Here is a 16861-nt window from a genome sequence, read left to right as displayed (position 1 = left end):
GCGGCGCCTGTTCGCGGAGGGCAGCCTTAGTCGCCCTGGGCCATCGCCTTGCGGTGGCGTTCGACAAACTCTTGGTAGGTGTCGATACCGCGCAGTTGCAGGATCGTGTTGCGCACGGCGGCCTCAACCAGCACCGCGATATTGCGGCCAGCCACCACCTGGATCACGACCTTGCGCACCGGAATCCCTAGGATGTCCTGGGTCAGTGGCTCGTAGGGAATACGCTCGTACTCCCGCTCCAGCGTTTCGCGGCGCACCAAGTGCACGATCAGTTTAAGCCGCATCTTGCGCCGCACCGCCGTTTCACCAAAGATGCCGCGGATGTCCAACAGGCCGATACCGCGTACTTCCAACAGGTTTTGCAGCAGTTCGGGGCAGCGCCCCTCGATCGTGGTCTGGTTGATGCGGTACAGATCCACGGCATCGTCCGCCACCAGTCCGTTGCCACGCGAAATCAGCTCCAGGCCCAATTCACTCTTACCCAGGCCCGACTCGCCAGTGATCAGCACCCCAAGGCCCAGAATGTCCATGAACACGCCGTGCATCGACGAGCGATCCGCAAAGTGCTTGGACAGGTAGGCCCGCAGCACGTCGATGACAAAGGCCGACGATTCCGTAGTGGCAAACATCGGAATCTGCGCACGCTCGCACATCGACAACAGGGCCTGTGGCGCCGCTTGCCCGTCGGCCAGCACCAGCACCGGCGGCTCCAGCGTCACGATGCGGGAAATACGGCGGGCGCAATCCTCTGGCGTGGCACTGGTGATGTAAGCGATCTCACGTTCGCCCAAAATTTGCACGCGGTAGGGGTGTATGTAGTTCAGGTACCCCACCAGATCCGCACCAGAACGCGCTGCACGGACGGCGACTTCGTCAAAACGGCGTTCAGAGGCACCCAGACCGGCGACCCACTCCCAATGCAGGCGACCACGGAACTCTTCAAAGAGTACGTCGGCGCTGACTACGGTGGGTTTCACAAAAAGTCAGCGTCCCGCGTGATGGTTGTAGTTCAGGCCACCTGGGCAGATTGCCAGCCCGCAATCAACGAATGCAGTTGCACCGCATCGGAACTTGCCAGCATGCGCTCGCGCAGGTCCGTATCGCTGAGCAGCTCGGCGATTTCGGACAAGATTTCCAGGTGTTTTTGGGTCGCGGCTTCGGGCACCAGCAGAAAGATCAGCAGACCGACCACCACATCATCGGGCGCATCAAAACCAATGGGGTCGGCCAGCTGGAACACGGCTGCCATAGGCGCCTTCAGCCCCTTGATGCGGCCATGCGGAATGGCGACACCATGGCCCAGCCCGGTGGAACCCAGACGCTCGCGCGAAAACAGACTATCGGTCACCAGCGCCCGGCTCAGGCCATGCAGGTTTTCGAACAACAGGCCGGCTTCTTCAAAAGCGCGCTTTTTGCTGGTCACTTCAACGTGCGCGAGCACTTGCTCAGGTGACAGGATGCTGGCTAGTCGGTTCATGGTGTGGGGCGATTATGCACAAAAAAACCGCCCCAGGAAGGGCGGTTGCTCTAGTATGCAACGCCTGAGAGGCGTTTACATCAGGCGCTTGGGCGCCTGGTGGTGGTGGTCTTGCAGACGGTCTTTGTGGCGCACCACTTGGCGGTCCAGCTTGTCTACCAACTCATCTACCGCCGCGTACAAATCCTCGTGCGAACTCTCGGCAAACATGTCATTGCCCTTGACGTGGATGTTGCACTCGGCACGCTGCCGTCGCTCCTTTTCCTTTTGCTTCTCAACGGTTAGAAGTACCTTGACGTCGACGACCTGGTCGAAGTGCCGCATGATGCGATCTAGCTTGGTCGTAACATAACTGCGCAGGGCGGGGGTAACTTCAAGATGGTGACCGCTGATCGTCAAATTCATAAATAGCCTCCAGTTGCTCTCGGGTTGAAAATCTCGCCGCTGTATTCCAAGAAATAGCGCGGTGGGAACAGCGACCCCAGCTGCTGATAGCGGGCCGCCGTGAATTCACTATGCGCCCGAAACCCGGGAAATGCAATGCCTTTTTTTCGTAACGCGGTGCAACCCCCGTCCCGGGTAAACGGCACCCCATCGTCTTCCACAGGCGCCTGTCGCAGTGCGATAATTTGCTCATCAGCACTTTTGGAGAACACTCCTTGGAAAACTACCCTTGTCGGTAGCTTTCACGCTTAATTGGGGTCAGATTCCAATTGCGTGAAAGCAGCAGCGACGCTCCATTGTTCGCGTTGAACAATGGAATCTGACCCCGATTGAATCGCCATGCTCAACATTTTCACGCTCGCCAATGGACGGCTGTTCCAGGAAGAAATCGAATCCCTGGAAGAACTCTCCAAATTCCAGCCCATCTGGGTAGACCTTGAATCCCCTACCGTTGAAGAAAAACGCTGGGTCAAGCAGTACTACGGCCTGTCCATCCCCGAAGACGCGATGGACGAGGACATCGAGGAATCCGCGCGCTTTTACGAAGAAGACAACGGCGAACTGCACATCCGCAGCGACTTTTTGATTGCCGATGACGACGAACCCCGCACCGTGCGGGTCGCTTTTATACTGAACCTGGTCAACGACGAGCTCAAGAGCAAGGGCGTGCTGTTCTCCATCCACGATGAAGACGTGCCCGTGTTCCGGCTGCTGCGCATGCGTGCGCGCCGCGCACCGGGGCTGATTGAAGACGCCAAGGAAGTGTTGCTCAAGCTGTTCGATGCCGATGCGGAATATTCGGCAGACACGCTGGAAGGCATTTACGACGAGCTGGAAAAGGTCAGCACGCAGGTGCTGTCCGGCGACGTGACCGACGCACTGGCCGGCGAAGTGCTGGGCGCCATTGCCCGCCACGAAGACATGAATGGCCGTATCCGCCGCAACGTGATGGATACGCGCCGCGCGGTCAGCTTCATGATGCGCAGCAAAATGCTCAACGGCGAGCAGTTTGAAGAGGCGCGCCAGATCCTGCGCGACATCGATTCACTGGACTCGCACACGGCCTTCCTGTTCGACAAAATCAACTTCTTGATGGACGCCACCGTTGGTTTCATCAACATCAACCAGAACAAGATCATCAAGATCTTCTCGGTGGCCAGCGTGGCCTTGCTGCCGCCTACGCTGATCGCCAGCATCTACGGCATGAACTTCAAAGTGATGCCTGAGCTGGACTGGTCTTGGGGCTACCCCTACGCATTGGCTTTGATGGTTGCGAGTGCGCTGGTGCCGATGTGGTATTTCCGCAAACGCGGCTGGCTGAAATAAGTTTTCGCTGAAGGTTCAGAGCCAAAATGGCCTGTAGCCCCCGTGCAACGTGCGTAAGCAGCTCTTGTTTTTATAGCAACTGCAATAAGTCCCCGATGATCTCGCGGGCGTAGACGCTGGCGACGTCTGCGACAAAGCGGGGAAAATCCACGTGCGCTGTGTCGTCTGCCCGATCGGAAATGGTCCGCACGGCAACAAACGGAATTGCGTAGTCGGCACAGACTTGGGCCACGGCTGCCCCCTCCATCTCCACCGCCAGCGGATGGTGGCCGGCGGCTTGTAGCGCGGCCAGTAAGCGCGACACCTCGGCCGCACTGCTGACGAAGCGGTCGCCACTGGCAATCAGCCCCGTGTGCACTGCGGGCTTGCCCGACACCAGCGCGTTGGGCTGCATGCGTGCCATGGCCGTCTGGCTGGCCTGCTGCAGCAAAGCCGTCAGCACAGCATCACCAGGAAAACAGGTCTGACCGTACAGGGGGATTTCAAAACGCGGAAACAGCGGCGAGGCATCCATGTCGTGCTGTAGAAACGCGTTCCCCAGCACCACATCGCCCACCTGCCCCCCAGCGCCCACCCCGCCGGCCACGCCAGTGAACACGACCCGGGCCACATCGAATTGCTCGATCAGCGCCGCAGCCGTAGTGGCTGCTGCAACCTTGCCAATGCGGGACAGTGCCAGCACCACAGGCTTGCCGTGCAGCAGGCCAGACCAAAAATCCCGACCCGCGTGGCACGTACACACCGGATGGTGGAGGCCGGCAGCTAAGCCCTGCTGCTCTTCAGCCAGCGCGCTCAGGATGGCGGTAGTGCCGCCGGCAACGGCCATAGCCGGCGCTTACTTGTCGCGCAACTCGCGGCGCAGAATTTTGCCGACCGGTGTCTTGGGCAGCTCGGTACGGAACTCCACGACCTTGGGCTGCTTGTAGCCAGTGAGGTTTTCCTTGCAGAAAGCGCGCACGTCGGCTTCGGTGATGTTGGGGTCTTTCTTGACGATGACCAGCTTGACGGCCTCACCCGACTTGGCATCTGCCACGCCGACGCAGGCGCATTCCATCACGCCGGGCATTTGCGCCAGCACATCTTCCAGTTCGGTCGGGAACACGTTGAAGCCGCTGACCAGGATCATGTCCTTCTTGCGGTCGACGATCTTGAAGAAGCCGCGCGCGTCGACTACGCCCACGTCGCCGGTCTTGAAGTACCCATCGGCCGTCATGACCTTCGCGGTCTCGTCGGGTCGCTGCCAGTAGCCGGCCATGACTTGGGGTCCCTTGATCGCGATCTCGCCCGGTTCGCCAGCGGCCACCTCGACGCCGTCGTCGTCCAGCAGCTTCATGTAGGTGTTGGGCAGAGGCACGCCAATCGAATTGGTGTATTCCTTGGCCGTAACCAGATTGCAGCTGGCCGAAGGCGAGGTTTCGCTCAGGCCGTAGCCTTCGCAAATTGGGCATCCGGTCTTGTCGAACCACAGCTTGGCGACCGCACCCTGCACGGCGGTGCCGCCACCGACGGAAACCTTGAGGTGGCTCCAGTCAACAGTGTTGAAATCCGGGTGATTGGCCAGGCCATTGAAAAGCGTATTGACGGCCGGGAAAGTGTGGATCACGTGCTTGCGCAATTCCTTCAATACGCCCGGGATGTCGCGCGGATTGGGGATCAGGATCAGCTTGCCGCCCTGGCGCATGGACAGCATCATGCCCACTGTAAATGCGAAGATGTGGTACAGCGGCAGCGCGCATACGCCAGTGGGCTGCTGACCCGCGGGAATGGTGCTCATCGCCGGGCTGTTCCAGACTTCCGACTGCAAGACGTTGGCGATGACGTTGCGGTGCAATAGCACCGCCCCCTTGGATACGCCGGTCGTGCCGCCGGTGTACTGCAATACGGCCACGTCATCGGCCTTGATGTCTGCCTTCTTGAACGTTGCTTTGCTGCCGATAGCGATCGCCGCATTGAAGCCGACGGCCTCGGGCAGGCTGAAGGCAGGCACCAGCTTTTTGACGTTGCGCACCATGTAGTTGACCAGCGCACCCTTGAGCAGACCCAACTGGTCCCCCATGGTGCACAACACCACGTGCTTGACAGGTGTGGAGGCCATGCACTTTTCCAGCGTGGTGGCAAAGTTCTCGATGATGACGATGGCCTTGGCGCCAGAATCTTTGAGCTGGTGCTGCAGTTCGCGCGGCGTGTACAAGGGGTTGACATTGACGACGACAAAACCGGCGCGCAGGATGCCGGCCACGACCACAGGGTATTGCGGCACATTGGGCATCATGATGGCGACGCGGTCACCTTTGCTCAGGCCCAGCGATTGCAAATAAGCCGCGAAGGCCTGGCTCAGGCGGTCGGTCTGCCCATAGCTCACATCCTTGCCCATGAAGTTATAGGCCACCCGATCGGCGTATTTCTGGAAGCTTTCTTCCATCAAAGCCACCAACGAGGTGTATGCCGCAACATTGATGTCTGCGGGCACGCTTTTTGGGTAACTACTGAGCCAAATGCGGTCTGTCATGCTTACCTGTCCCAACTGTAAAGTACAGCGGATATTCTGCCTGCGAATGCCTAGGGCAGGCACTCGCGATGCCCTTGGTGTTTTCCCTAGTGAAGATGTAGCCCCCACGCTCCGCCGCTGCGCGGGTCGCTGCCCCCCGAGGGGGCTAATTTCCCTTGGGGCGGCCCGGCGGGAAATTGTTGCCCTTCACTCCGCAGTACGCCTATCGCTGTCCTTACGCTTTCAGCGCGGTCAACACTTCATCCAGCATCTTCTTGGCGTCGCCAAACAGCATGCGGTTGTTGTCTTTGTAAAACAAAGGGTTGTCCACTCCGGCATAACCCGAGGCCATGCTGCGCTTCATGACGATGGAGGTCTTGGCCTTCCAGACTTCGAGCACCGGCATGCCGGCGATGGGGCTGGTCGGGTCGTCTTGGGCTGCGGGGTTGACGATGTCGTTGGCACCAATCACCATGGTCACGTCGGTGTTGGGGAAGTCGTCGTTCAACTCGTCCATTTCGAACACGATGTCGTACGGTACCTTGGCCTCGGCCAGCAGCACGTTCATGTGGCCGGGCATACGGCCCGCCACCGGGTGGATGCCAAAGCGTACGTTGACGCCTTTTTCGCGCAGGAACTTGGTGATTTCAAACACCGTGTGCTGGGCTTGCGCCACCGCCATGCCATATCCGGGAACGATGATGACGTTCTTGGCTTCGCGCAGCAGTTCGGCAGTTTCAGTTGCATTCACCGGAGTAACTTCACCCGTTGGTTGCGCTGCGTCGCCCGTGGGCTTGGGGGCAGCAGTCGTGGTGCCAAAACCGCCGGCAATCACACTGATAAAGCTGCGGTTCATCGCATTGCACATGATGTAGGACAGGATGGCACCGCTGGAGCCCACCAATGCGCCAATCACGATCAGCAAGTCGTTGGACAACATGAATCCGGTCGCTGCAGCGGCCCAGCCCGAGTAGCTGTTGAGCATGGACACCACGACCGGCATGTCGGCACCACCAATGGCCATCACCATGTGGATGCCAAACAGCAGCGCCACCACGGTCATCACGATGATGGGGACCATGGCTTCTTCAATGGAGTGGGCATTCAAGAAGGCGTGGCCAAACCAGATAACCACCAGCAGACCGGTCAGGTTCATCCAGTGGCGTCCGGGCAGCAGCAGCGGGCTGCCACCAATACGGCCGGACAGCTTGCCAAACGCGATGATGGAACCGGAGAACGTGACCGCGCCGATAAAGACGCCGATATAGATCTCCATCTCATGGATAGCCTTGGCTGCACCAGTGAAACCGGCAGATGCGGCTGGGTCGATGAAGGTGGCATAACCCACCAGCATCGCGGCCAGCCCGACCATGCTGTGCATCAACGCGACCAGCTCGGGCATCTGCGTCATCTGTACGGTGCGTGCCGCATACAGGCCAATGGCGCCGCCGATCAGCATGGCGCCAATGATCCAGGCGTAGCCTGCGCTGGTGACCTGTGGGCCAAACACGGTGGCGACCACGGCGATGGCCATGCCGATCATGCCGTAGAGGTTGCCGCGGCGGGCGGTTTCCTGGTTGGACAGCCCGCCCAGACTCAGGATGAAAAGGATGGTGGCTCCAATATAGGAGACGGTGGCCAGACTGGTAGACATGGGTGTTATTCCTTCTTCTTATTGCTTATTTGCGGAACATGGCCAGCATGCGCTGCGTCACGGCAAAGCCGCCAAACATGTTGATGGCGGTCAGCACAATGCCCACCGCGGCCAGGCCGCGTATCCAGCTTTCCGGGCGGTTCGCCACGTCGGCCAGCGGCGGCGCAATCTGCACCAGCGCACCAATAGCGATGATGCTGCTGATCGCATTGGTGACGCTCATCAGCGGCGTGTGCAGCGCCGGCTTGACGTTCCACACCACCATGTAGCCAACAAAACATGCCAGCACAAACACCGTGAAGTGGCCCAGGAAGGCGGCCGGCGCATTGGCGCCCACAAACCAGAACAGCGCGGCGGACACACCAAACATGATGGCCAGCTTGTTACCCGCCATGGGTTCGCTCGGTGCACCATGGCCATGGGCCTTCTTGGCTACCGGTGCGGCAGCGGGTTTGGCCGGCGCTGTGGCGGCGGCCGGCAACTTGGGTGCAGGCGCGGGCCAGGTGATGGCACCGTCCTTGACGACCGTCAGGCCGCGAAGCGCATCGTCTTCCATGTTGACGTTGATGACGCCGTCTTTGGTCTTGCACAACTCTTCGGTCAGGCGGAACAAATTGGTCGCGTACAGCGTGGACGACTGCTTGGACAGGCGCGAGGCCAGGTCGGTGTAACCCACAATGGTCACGCCGTGTTTGACGACGGACTGGCCGGGTTCGGTCAGCTCGCAGTTGCCACCCTGCTCGGCCGCCATGTCGACGATGACACTGCCGGGTTTCATCGAGCGCACCATCTCGGCGGTGATCAGCTTGGGAGCGGGCTTGCCGGGGATCAGCGCGGTGGTGATGATGATGTCCACCTCGCGCGCCTGCTTGGCGTACATCTCGCGCTGGGCCTGCTGGAAGCCCTCGGACATTACCTTGGCGTAGCCACCGCCACCCCCGCCTCCGCCCTCTTCCTCGTATTCAACCTTCACGAATTCCCCACCCAGTGACGTGACCTGGTCGGCCACTTCTGCACGGGTATCGTTGGCACGGACCTGGGCGCCCAGCCCCGCCGCAGTGCCGATGGCAGCCAGACCGGCCACGCCAGCACCGGCGATGAAGACCTTGGCGGGGGGCACTTTGCCCGCAGCCGTGATCTGGCCGTTGAAGAATCGGCCGAAGGCGTTGGCCGCCTCGATAACGGCGCGGTAACCGGTGACGCCCGCTTGGGAGGTCAGCGCGTCCATCTTCTGCGCGCGGCTCAGCATGCGGGGCAAGGCGTCGATGGCCAGCACCGTGACCTGTTTGGCGGCGAGTTGCTGCATCAGATCGGGGTTCTGGGCGGGCCAGATGAAGCTGATCAGCGTGCTGCCGGCACGCATCAACGCCACTTCGTCGGCACTGGGGCCGCGCACCTTGAACACGATATCGGACGCGGCCCACAACGCGGCGGCTCCATCTACGATCTGCGCACCGACTGCGCAGTAACTGTCGTCGCTGAAGTTGGCCTGTTCGCCTGCACCGGATTCGATGGAGACCGTGAAGCCCAGCTTGATGAGTTTTTCCACCACATCAGGCACGGTCGCCACACGTTTCTCACCGGGGAAAATCTCGCGCGGTACGCCAATGCGCTGTGCCGTCCCTGTAGTTACACCAGTTTGCATGCAGCAACTCCTCGCTTAAATATTTGCAACAGGCCAACACGGGCACCTGGCAAAAAGCGAGGCACGGCGGTCGGCGCCGGACAGCTTAACTGAATTTCCCACCCAATCGGCAAGGTAAAACCCGCTTGACGGCAATTGGGCCGACGACCCGCGCGCGACCCGGGTTTCCCCTTTGATTTACCTTTGATAATCGGGTATGGACACACGCTGGAAACCCAATGTCACTGTCGCCGCCGTGATAGAGAAGGACGGCCGCTTCCTGTTGGTGGAGGAGGAAACGGCTGGCGGACTGCGCCTGAACAACCCTGCGGGCCACCTGGACTGTGGCGAAACACCCGAACAGGCGTGCATCCGCGAAACATTAGAGGAAACTGCCTACGGCTTCATGCCCGAAGCTCTGGTGGGCATTTACTTGTCGCGCCAGATCAGTGCAGACGGCCGGGACACGACCTACCTACGCTTTGCGTTCTGCGGTGTGCTGGGCCAGTGCGACCCACATCGCACGTTGGACACCGGCATTGTGCGCACGCTGTGGATGACCGCCGACGAGATACGTGCCAGTGCCGCGCGCCACCGCAGTCCACTGCTGGTGCAGGGTATAGAGGACTATCTGCGCGGCATTCGGTATCCGCTGAACGTGGTGCAGGCGGACGCAAGCATCACATCGGCGGCACAAACGCTATAACATTTATAGCTACTTGTGCAGTATTCGCGAGAGGTACAGACGGGTTATCGAAGAGTTTTCTCCCCAACGCCCGTTGAGCCCAGAACATACATGTACGGTATTTTTTGGAGTTACGTGACCTAGCGAACGCAGGAACGGTGCCCAGCACGGTAACGTCCGGTGTGACACCAAACACCCTACATTTCAATTCAAGGACCTCCATGAAAACCACTCTAGTACTTGCCGCCGTTTTGACTACCCTGGGCCTGTGTGCCTGCAACCCTGCCAGCACCCCAGCGCCCGTGGTCATCTCCACACCAGGCCCTGCCGGTGCTACAGGCGCCACCGGTGCGACCGGTGCTACCGGCACCAATGTGGCAGTGCCCGGCCCGACAGGCGCCACTGGCGCTACAGGTAACGCCGGCGGAACTGGCGCCACAGGTGCGACCGGGGCTACCGGAAGCTCCGGCGCTACCGGCGCCACCGGCTATGACGGCGCCAAGGGTGATACCGGACGCACCGGCAAAACCGGTGACACCATCGTGGTCCTGCCAGTACAGAAATAAAGCAGGCTGATCCCAGCAGCGCCAGCGATGGTGCGCGGCCGCATGTCCCTCCAGGGCATGCGGCCGCTTTGCGTTGTGGAGTTTCACCAATGCCAGCGCCCCCGCTGGGGGCCGGAGCATGGCAGTAGGTGGGATGGCGCACAGAACAGGGCCGCGCCAGACGGTAACGTACCTTCCCTACAAACCCGACCAAAAGGATCACCATGAAAATCGCCTTGTTACTCGCTACTTTGCTGACTGCTTTGGGCCTCAGCGCCTGCAACCCCGCCAGTTCGCCACCCGCGGTGGTGGTTGCGCCGCCCGGACCGCAGGGAGCGCCTGGTCCCTCCGGAGCCCCGGGTGCCGTCGTACCGGTTCCCGTACCAGTTCCCGTGCCTGGCCCCGCTGGTGCACCTGGTGCCAAAGGCGACCCCGGCAAGCCAGGCGAGACCATCGTCGTCGTACCAGAGCAGAAGTAAGCCCCGCGCGCACCGCCCCTTGGGTGGTGCGCGTGACGGCCGTTGACTCGCTATTAAATTAATAGCTGCTTACGCTCTTCCGACGAGGGCTACAGCACTATTCTCCTTGTAGACAAGTCTAAAGAGCACCGCCCCGTAAAATGCTTGCATGAGCAGCAAGCAAAGAGTGGTGGTAGGCCTGAGTGGCGGCGTGGACTCGGCCGTCACGGCCCACCTGTTAAAGCAGCAGGGCCACGAAGTCATTGGCATCTTCATGAAAAATTGGGAAGACGATGACCGTGCGGCCGACTCCACCAACGACGATCCAGGTTACTGCACCTCCAACGTCGACTTCGTTGACGCGGCTGCGGTAGCTGATGTGCTGGGCATCGAAATCGAGCACGTCAACTTTGCTGCGGAGTACAAGGATCGCGTGTTCGCGGAGTTTCTGCGTGAGTACCAGGCTGGTCGCACACCCAACCCCGACATCCTGTGCAACGCAGAAATCAAGTTCAAGTCCTTCCTGGACCATGCGATGCGTCTGGGCGCCGAGAAGATTGCCACCGGTCACTACGCGCGGGTACGGCAGAACCCGCACACAGGCTTGCATGAACTGCTCAAAGGCCTGGACCCGTCCAAGGACCAAAGCTATTTTTTGCACCGGCTGAACCAGGCGCAACTGTCCAAGACCCTGTTCCCGGTCGGCGAGCTGCACAAGACGCAGGTGCGCCAGATTGCCGAAGAGATCGGCCTGCCCAATGCGAAAAAGAAGGACTCCACTGGCATCTGCTTCATCGGCGAGCGTCCCTTCCGTGATTTCTTGAACCGCTACATCGCCAAGGAGCCCGGGCCAATGCGCGATGCGCGCGGCCGCCTGCTGGGCGAGCACCAGGGCTTGAGCTTTTACACGCTGGGCCAGCGCCAGGGTCTGGGTATAGGTGGTGTCAAAGCCAAGGGGGCCCAAAGGGGCGGTGGCGAGCACGCACCCTGGTTTGTAGCGCGCAAGGATGTGCAGACCAACACGCTGTGGGTGGTACAGGGGCATGACCATCCCTGGCTGCAGTCCTCCACGTTGCAGGCGCTGGACGCCAGCTGGACCAGCGGCGTTGCACCAACCACCAACACGCTGGCAGCCAAAACCCGATACCGCCAGAGCGATTCGCCGTGCGCCATGCCCGAAGCTGGCTTGCAGGGTTTTTCGCTGCAGTTTGACCAGCCGCAATGGGCGGTAACGCCTGGGCAATCGGCCGTGCTGTACGACGGCGATGTATGCCTGGGTGGTGGCGTCATCGCCTCTGCGCTTACGCAGGCATAGCCCAGCGAAGTTTTCTTAACAAAGTCTCCGGCGGCATGCTGCTTGGGGCAGGTAAACCGAGGCGCATAGGGGCGGCTACATTTGTGGCAGTATGGAGCGCTTCGGGTGCGGTGACGCGCTAGATTGTTAACGCCAGGAACTCAATTGCATATGGACAAACATATTTTTGTAACGGGCGGCGCAGGGTATATCGGAAGCCACACCTGTGTGGAACTGCTGACCGCAGGGTATGACGTCACAGTTTTCGATAACTTTTCCAACAGCAAGTCCGAGGCACTGCTGCGCGTGCAGCGCATCACTGGCAAATCGGTGCGAATTGTGCAGGGTGATGTCCGTGATGGAGCTATGCTGCAGAAAGCATTGCGTAACAGTGGAGCATCGGCCGTCATCCATTTTGCCGGGCTGAAGTCGGTTGGTGAATCCGTCGCGGCCCCTCTGCTGTACTACGACAACAACGTCGTGGGTACCCTGCGACTACTGGAGGCCATGAGGGACTGTGGTGTCAAAAACCTGGTTTTCAGCTCTTCGGCCACCGTATACGGCAATCCGACTGCATTGCCCCTTACTGAAGACCACCCTTTGTCTGCCACCAATCCGTACGGTCGCTCCAAGCTCGTCGTTGAGGACATGCTACGAGAAGCTTTTGCGTCCGACCCGACATGGCGTTTTGGAATACTGCGCTACTTCAATCCTGTGGGCGCCCACCAGAGCGGACTGATAGGCGAAGACCCACAAGGTATACCGAACAACCTGCTGCCGTTCGTCGCGCAGGTTGCAGTGGGACGTCGTGAATACCTTAACGTATGGGGCAACGACTACGCCACGCCCGACGGTACCGGTGTACGCGACTACATTCACGTGGTTGACTTGGCACTGGGCCATTTGCGGGCACTTGAGACATTGGATAGCGGCAGTGGCGGTCAATGCCACGCTATCAACCTTGGCACAGGAACCGGCTACAGCGTCATGGACATGGTTCGGGCGTTTGGGGCCGCGAGTGGTAAACCCATTCCCTACCGAGTTCAAGCGCGTCGCCCGGGAGACGTTGCGGCCTGTTACGCCCACCCGGGCCATGCGGCAAACGTGCTGGGCTGGACGGCCAAGCGTGATCTGCAGACCATGTGTGCTGACGCGTGGCGCTGGCAGAATATGAATCCGCAAGGGTATGCTGTGTAGCCAGGCAGACCGCATGTACAACCTGCCTTCCATCGAGCGACGCTTGTTGCTTCTACAAAGCGGCTCCTTGTTGGTGGCGGGCTGCGGAGGAGGCGGTGGCAACACCCTGTCCACGCCGGTCCCCGCTCCTGCGCCAGTCTGCCTGAGTACGCTGGTGCCGGCTTATTTTTACAAAGCCGGTCCATGGTCGCAGCTGGCAGCTTCGGCGCAGCCCACAGTCCTTATTGCCAACGCCAATAACGGCCCCGGCAGCAAGTTGGACCCGCAATACAAGGCCTGGATTGATGCAGCGCGTGGCAAAGGCCACCGGGTCAAAGGCTATGTTTCCACCGGCTACGGGCAACGCGCCGCGCCTGCCGTGTTGGCCGATATCGAAGCATGGAGCCAGCTGTACGGCCTCGATGATTTCTTTCTGGATGAGGTTCCCGTCGGCAGCACCAATGTCCTCTATTACGATGCATTACTGACCACCGCCAGCGTCTCGAACCCTGGCCGTCGCTTCATGTTGAATCCTGGTGCCGCCCCGGATGCAGCCTACTTCAAGTTACTACCAGCGATCGAGCTACTGGTGTTTGAAAGCCCCTGGGCCAGCTACAACAGCACCACCAGTCTGCCGCCTGCGCTGGACGCGTATGCCTCACAGTGCTGGATCATGGGCCTATCCGCAAGCCAGGCGGACATGTTGGAGATCGCGGCGGTTGCCAGGCGTCGGCGCTTTGCAGGCTTTTTCGCCACCGACGTTGCGTTCACATCGGGCCTGCCGACCTACTGGGATGCAGAAAAAGCACTCGCCGTCTGCGCGTAGCCGTCTTATTGCAACATGAACGTCTGGTACTCCAAAGTATCCAGTACCTTCGTGAGTATCCATACCCCGACCAGCACCGTAACCAGCATTGCCAGGGTAAAGCCGTACCCAAACCATGCAGGACCGAGTTGGAGGGACACTGCTGTAAACACCACGTTGGCAAGCGGCAGCAAAATGGTAAGGCCCAAGACAATGCGCCGTTGGTCCAAGTAAAAAAGTACGTTCAATATCCCCAGTAACACCACCTGCAACGCAGCGCCCACGACATCCACGTACAACAAGGGCAGGTACAGTTTGGAGATACCCATGGACTCCAACAACACACCACCCAACGCGAAAGTTACAAGGACGGCAATAGACTGGATTTTGGCGATATCGAACAGTCCCCGCTGTATGTGGTAGACCATCTGATTGCGCATGCGTTCGATGTAGTCCAGTGTGGCGCCCTCTCGAACCGCATCGTAGAACTTGATGTAGTACTCCACAAAATCGGTCTCAATGCGCACAAGGAACACAGCCATGCCTGGGATGACCGAGAGGTAAGACAAAAATATGGGGAAGTCATAAATGACGGAGGCGTTCAGAGGCCCGATCACTTGCTGCCCGGTCCCCGGGTAGTACCAGAACATCAGCTTGTCCACCCATGCACCCAGGTTGAAGAAGAAGCCTGTGCCCATCAGGCTGAGGTACATGGCGCCCGGCTTCCATATATCGAAAGCGATGAAGCGGTCCGAATGATAATTTCGGTACACCAGCCAAACCATGCCCATCAGCAAGAGGTAGTGTCCGACGACAAAACCTAGCAATAGCCCATCCATACCGAAGACCGGGCGAAACAGCAGCGCAAACCCGAGTGTGGCGCTATACCCCATGAAAAAGATAGCCACAATTGTGCGGTAGTGCTTGAGGCCTGTCAGGAAAACGGTCGCAATCCATATTGCTGACATGATGGCCAGACCCATGACAAACAAAATTCTGTACAGCACCGTTTGCTCAGGGAAGAACATCGCAGCAAAAGGTACCGCGAGCGCAATGCTGGTGCCTATCGTGACCAATATCAGTCCATTGAAGTTGGGCAGTATCGATGCTTCGTCCTTTTCAAAAATGCGGTCTGCGACGAACCGCGTGAAAGACAACTGCATGAGGCCAGTTCCGATGAGCGATATCAGGAACAAGTAGGTGATAGTCACCTGGAACTGTGAAATGGCCTCCTTCGGCAAAATCAGTCCTAAGCTGAAAACGCCTATCAGCAGAATGCCAATGATGGACAGGACCCACGGCCCGGAGCTGATCAGGCCGGCAAACGCATACGCTTGCAACAGTCCGAAGTAGGTCTGCTTCTTCAGCAGTTTTCGAAGCTCGAACCCTATGCCTGCCATTGGAAGTTCTTATCGTATAGGGCTTGGTAGCGTGCAAACATAATGTCCTGGGAGTAGTATTTTTCTACCCTCTTTACCGCTGCCTCACTCGCTGCATGCCAGGCAACGGGATCCCCCAAAAGCTCCAGGGCTGCATGGGCCAAGGCTTGGGGGTCGGCAATTCGGACTACCCGACCCGACGCACCAATTTCTGCGTCTTCGCCGGGCAACCCGTAGACCAACTGCCTACAGGACCCAACGTCTGTCGACAGCGTTGGTACACCGGCGGCGTACCCTTCCAAGATCACCAAGGGCAGAGCCTCGCTGATGGAGCTCAGCACAACAACCCCAACTTTGGACAACAAATCGGTGAGCTTTTGAAATCCGAGGAATTTGATTTTGTTCGACAGTCCCAGCTGTTGTGCCAATTCGCGGCATTCCTGCGCATACGCTGGCGACTCGTCCTCAGGCCCAGCAATCCAGGCCTCGGCGTCCGGTAGGTGGTTGGTCACCGTGCGCATGGCCCTGATGAAGGTTTTGATGTCTTTGATGGGCACAACCCGCCCGATCAGGCAGAGCACCTGGGGAATTTTCTCTGGTCGTAACGTGCGAAGCGGCGCAAAGCGTGCGACATCAATCCCGTTAGGAACGTTGGTGGTTCTCTCCTCGGGCGCCCCGTCTTGTAACTGGCGTTGCCGATTGGCCTCGTAGAGGGCGATGATGTCGTCAGCCGCCTGGTAAGTCACATAGCCCAAGTGCTCAAAGAAACGAATCCAAAGTTGGCGAAAGTAACTGACCCGTGAAGGGTCTTTTTCGAAAACACTGCGATTGTCCTTAAGCCATTGCGCCTGGTATAGGTCGATCTTGCGTTCCTTGACGTAAATGCCGTGTTCACTCAGCATAAAAGGACGCTTGTAACGGTGTTTGAGCAATACCCCCAAAATGCCGGCGTAGCCGGTCGATATCGCGTGGTAGATGCGGGCACGTGGGCACCGCAGCGCCACCTCTCGCATCCGCCAAAAGGGGGTATGGATAGTCCGAATGGTCCAAAAATAGTCTACAAAAGAAGGGTCGGTGCTGCGACGCCTGTAGCTGTCCTTGATGTAGTTCCAGGACTCCTGGCTATACAAAAAAGATTCATGGCTCAGTTTGCCGTCCGGACCCGCTTCATCCATCAGATCGGCGAACAAACGGGCGCAATCGGGCGTTTGCTTGTCAGCCTCAAAACGCGCGTGCACATCCTTCATCAAGGTCATACCTTGAGGGTTCGCATAAGCAGCTGCAACCGGTGGGTTTAACCGATCCTCATACAAGTAGGCAACTTCCAGATGTACCAAGTTGTCAGGCAGCGCGTAACGCATTTCACCGTAGTCCTGAGGACGGCTACCCAGAAAGACGGCGCCAAATCGCAGGTCAGGAAACCCGCGGATGATCTGGTTGACCCAACTGGAGACACCTCCGGATACGAACGGGAAAGTGCCCTCCAATAGCAACAGCACGTCCACA

The 16861-nt window shown here is 59.2% G+C and carries 16 protein-coding genes; 7 read left to right on the top strand and 9 right to left on the bottom strand.

Features of this window, described 5'->3' with window-relative positions; genetic code table 11:
• Positions 1-26: 26 nt before the first annotated feature.
• The 3 genes from hprK to hpf form a co-directional block, all read right to left on the bottom strand.
• A complete protein-coding gene (hprK, locus tag AC097P_RS05610; RefSeq protein WP_479609370.1) occupies positions 27-977 on the bottom strand; it encodes an HPr(Ser) kinase/phosphatase in 951 nt (316 codons plus the stop codon).
• Between the two features lie 32 nt (positions 978-1009).
• Complete coding sequence (locus AC097P_RS05605) at positions 1010-1477, bottom strand: PTS sugar transporter subunit IIA (RefSeq protein WP_479609369.1); 468 nt, start codon at positions 1475-1477, stop codon at positions 1010-1012.
• Between the two features lie 75 nt (positions 1478-1552).
• Complete coding sequence (gene hpf / locus AC097P_RS05600; protein ID WP_479609368.1) at positions 1553-1882, bottom strand: ribosome hibernation-promoting factor, HPF/YfiA family; 330 nt, start codon at positions 1880-1882, stop codon at positions 1553-1555.
• A 378-nt stretch (positions 1883-2260) separates the two neighbouring features.
• Between hpf and corA the strand changes: the two genes are divergently transcribed.
• Positions 2261-3247: a magnesium/cobalt transporter CorA gene (corA, locus tag AC097P_RS05595; protein ID WP_479609367.1), complete on the top strand. Its 987-nt coding sequence runs from the start codon at positions 2261-2263 to the stop codon at positions 3245-3247.
• Positions 3248-3317: 70 nt separating this feature from the next.
• On the opposite strand, the gene AC097P_RS05590 is transcribed toward corA, so the two are convergent.
• From AC097P_RS05590 to AC097P_RS05575, 4 genes are all read right to left on the bottom strand, one after another.
• Entirely contained in the window at positions 3318-4073 is a 756-nt protein-coding gene (locus tag AC097P_RS05590) for a 5'-methylthioadenosine/adenosylhomocysteine nucleosidase (protein WP_479609366.1), read from the bottom strand.
• A gap of 9 nt (positions 4074-4082) precedes the next feature.
• Complete coding sequence (locus tag AC097P_RS05585) at positions 4083-5756, bottom strand: long-chain-fatty-acid--CoA ligase (RefSeq protein WP_479609365.1); 1674 nt, start codon at positions 5754-5756, stop codon at positions 4083-4085.
• A gap of 214 nt (positions 5757-5970) precedes the next feature.
• Entirely contained in the window at positions 5971-7389 is a 1419-nt protein-coding gene (gene pntB, locus AC097P_RS05580; protein WP_479609364.1) for a Re/Si-specific NAD(P)(+) transhydrogenase subunit beta, read from the bottom strand.
• A gap of 25 nt (positions 7390-7414) precedes the next feature.
• Complete coding sequence (locus AC097P_RS05575; protein ID WP_479609363.1) at positions 7415-9034, bottom strand: Re/Si-specific NAD(P)(+) transhydrogenase subunit alpha; 1620 nt, start codon at positions 9032-9034, stop codon at positions 7415-7417.
• 196 nt (positions 9035-9230) lie between these two features.
• On the opposite strand from AC097P_RS05575, the gene AC097P_RS05570 reads away from it, so the two are divergent.
• The 6 genes from AC097P_RS05570 (at position 9231) to AC097P_RS05545 (ending at position 13997) form a co-directional block, all read left to right on the top strand.
• Entirely contained in the window at positions 9231-9719 is a 489-nt protein-coding gene (locus tag AC097P_RS05570) for an NUDIX hydrolase (RefSeq protein WP_479609362.1), read from the top strand.
• A gap of 200 nt (positions 9720-9919) precedes the next feature.
• Entirely contained in the window at positions 9920-10264 is a 345-nt protein-coding gene (locus AC097P_RS05565; RefSeq protein WP_479609361.1) for a hypothetical protein, read from the top strand.
• Between the two features lie 203 nt (positions 10265-10467).
• Entirely contained in the window at positions 10468-10722 is a 255-nt protein-coding gene (locus AC097P_RS05560; RefSeq protein ID WP_479609360.1) for a hypothetical protein, read from the top strand.
• 148 nt (positions 10723-10870) lie between these two features.
• The gene (mnmA, locus tag AC097P_RS05555) at positions 10871-12016 is read left to right on the top strand and encodes a tRNA 2-thiouridine(34) synthase MnmA (protein ID WP_479609359.1); all 1146 of its coding nucleotides are present in this window, start codon (positions 10871-10873) and stop codon (positions 12014-12016) included.
• A 150-nt stretch (positions 12017-12166) separates the two neighbouring features.
• A complete protein-coding gene (gene galE / locus AC097P_RS05550) occupies positions 12167-13192 on the top strand; it encodes a UDP-glucose 4-epimerase GalE (RefSeq protein WP_479609358.1) in 1026 nt (341 codons plus the stop codon).
• 13 nt (positions 13193-13205) lie between these two features.
• A complete protein-coding gene (locus tag AC097P_RS05545) occupies positions 13206-13997 on the top strand; it encodes a spherulation-specific family 4 protein (RefSeq protein WP_479609357.1) in 792 nt (263 codons plus the stop codon).
• 5 nt (positions 13998-14002) lie between these two features.
• Here AC097P_RS05545 and pelG read toward each other — a convergent pair whose 3' ends face one another.
• Together pelG and pelF are read right to left on the bottom strand one after the other, a co-directional pair.
• On the bottom strand, positions 14003-15376 hold the full coding sequence (gene pelG, locus AC097P_RS05540; protein WP_479609356.1) for an exopolysaccharide Pel transporter PelG: 1374 nt from the start codon (positions 15374-15376) through the stop codon (positions 14003-14005).
• Positions 15364-16854 carry a GT4 family glycosyltransferase PelF gene (pelF, locus tag AC097P_RS05535; RefSeq protein WP_479609355.1) on the bottom strand — a complete coding sequence of 497 codons (1491 nt, stop codon included), beginning with the start codon at positions 16852-16854 and terminating at the stop codon, positions 15364-15366. The genes pelG and pelF overlap by 13 nt, the downstream gene beginning before the upstream one ends.
• Positions 16855-16861 lie beyond the last annotated feature (7 nt).

The organism is Rhodoferax sp. ZS1R8 (assembly GCF_056521325.1).
Note: the sequence above shows the minus strand (reverse complement) of the source record. Positions and strands in the feature narration are given on the sequence as shown.

Excerpts from the sequence above, each read along its gene's own strand:
- AC097P_RS05605 (WP_479609369.1), bottom strand. The coding sequence starts at position 1,477 with ATGAACCGACTAGCCAGCATCCTGTCACCTGAGCAAGTGCTCGCGCAC.
- hpf (WP_479609368.1), bottom strand. The coding sequence starts at position 1,882 with ATGAATTTGACGATCAGCGGTCACCATCTTGAAGTTACCCCCGCCCTG.
- corA (WP_479609367.1), top strand. The coding sequence starts at position 2,261 with ATGCTCAACATTTTCACGCTCGCCAATGGACGGCTGTTCCAGGAAGAA.
- AC097P_RS05590 (WP_479609366.1), bottom strand. The coding sequence starts at position 4,073 with ATGGCCGTTGCCGGCGGCACTACCGCCATCCTGAGCGCGCTGGCTGAA.
- AC097P_RS05585 (WP_479609365.1), bottom strand. The coding sequence starts at position 5,756 with ATGACAGACCGCATTTGGCTCAGTAGTTACCCAAAAAGCGTGCCCGCA.
- pntB (WP_479609364.1), bottom strand. The coding sequence starts at position 7,389 with ATGTCTACCAGTCTGGCCACCGTCTCCTATATTGGAGCCACCATCCTT.
- AC097P_RS05575 (WP_479609363.1), bottom strand. The coding sequence starts at position 9,034 with ATGCAAACTGGTGTAACTACAGGGACGGCACAGCGCATTGGCGTACCG.
- AC097P_RS05570 (WP_479609362.1), top strand. The coding sequence starts at position 9,231 with ATGGACACACGCTGGAAACCCAATGTCACTGTCGCCGCCGTGATAGAG.
- AC097P_RS05565 (WP_479609361.1), top strand. The coding sequence starts at position 9,920 with ATGAAAACCACTCTAGTACTTGCCGCCGTTTTGACTACCCTGGGCCTG.
- AC097P_RS05560 (WP_479609360.1), top strand. The coding sequence starts at position 10,468 with ATGAAAATCGCCTTGTTACTCGCTACTTTGCTGACTGCTTTGGGCCTC.
- mnmA (WP_479609359.1), top strand. The coding sequence starts at position 10,871 with ATGAGCAGCAAGCAAAGAGTGGTGGTAGGCCTGAGTGGCGGCGTGGAC.
- galE (WP_479609358.1), top strand. The coding sequence starts at position 12,167 with ATGGACAAACATATTTTTGTAACGGGCGGCGCAGGGTATATCGGAAGC.
- AC097P_RS05545 (WP_479609357.1), top strand. The coding sequence starts at position 13,206 with ATGTACAACCTGCCTTCCATCGAGCGACGCTTGTTGCTTCTACAAAGC.
- pelG (WP_479609356.1), bottom strand. The coding sequence starts at position 15,376 with ATGGCAGGCATAGGGTTCGAGCTTCGAAAACTGCTGAAGAAGCAGACC.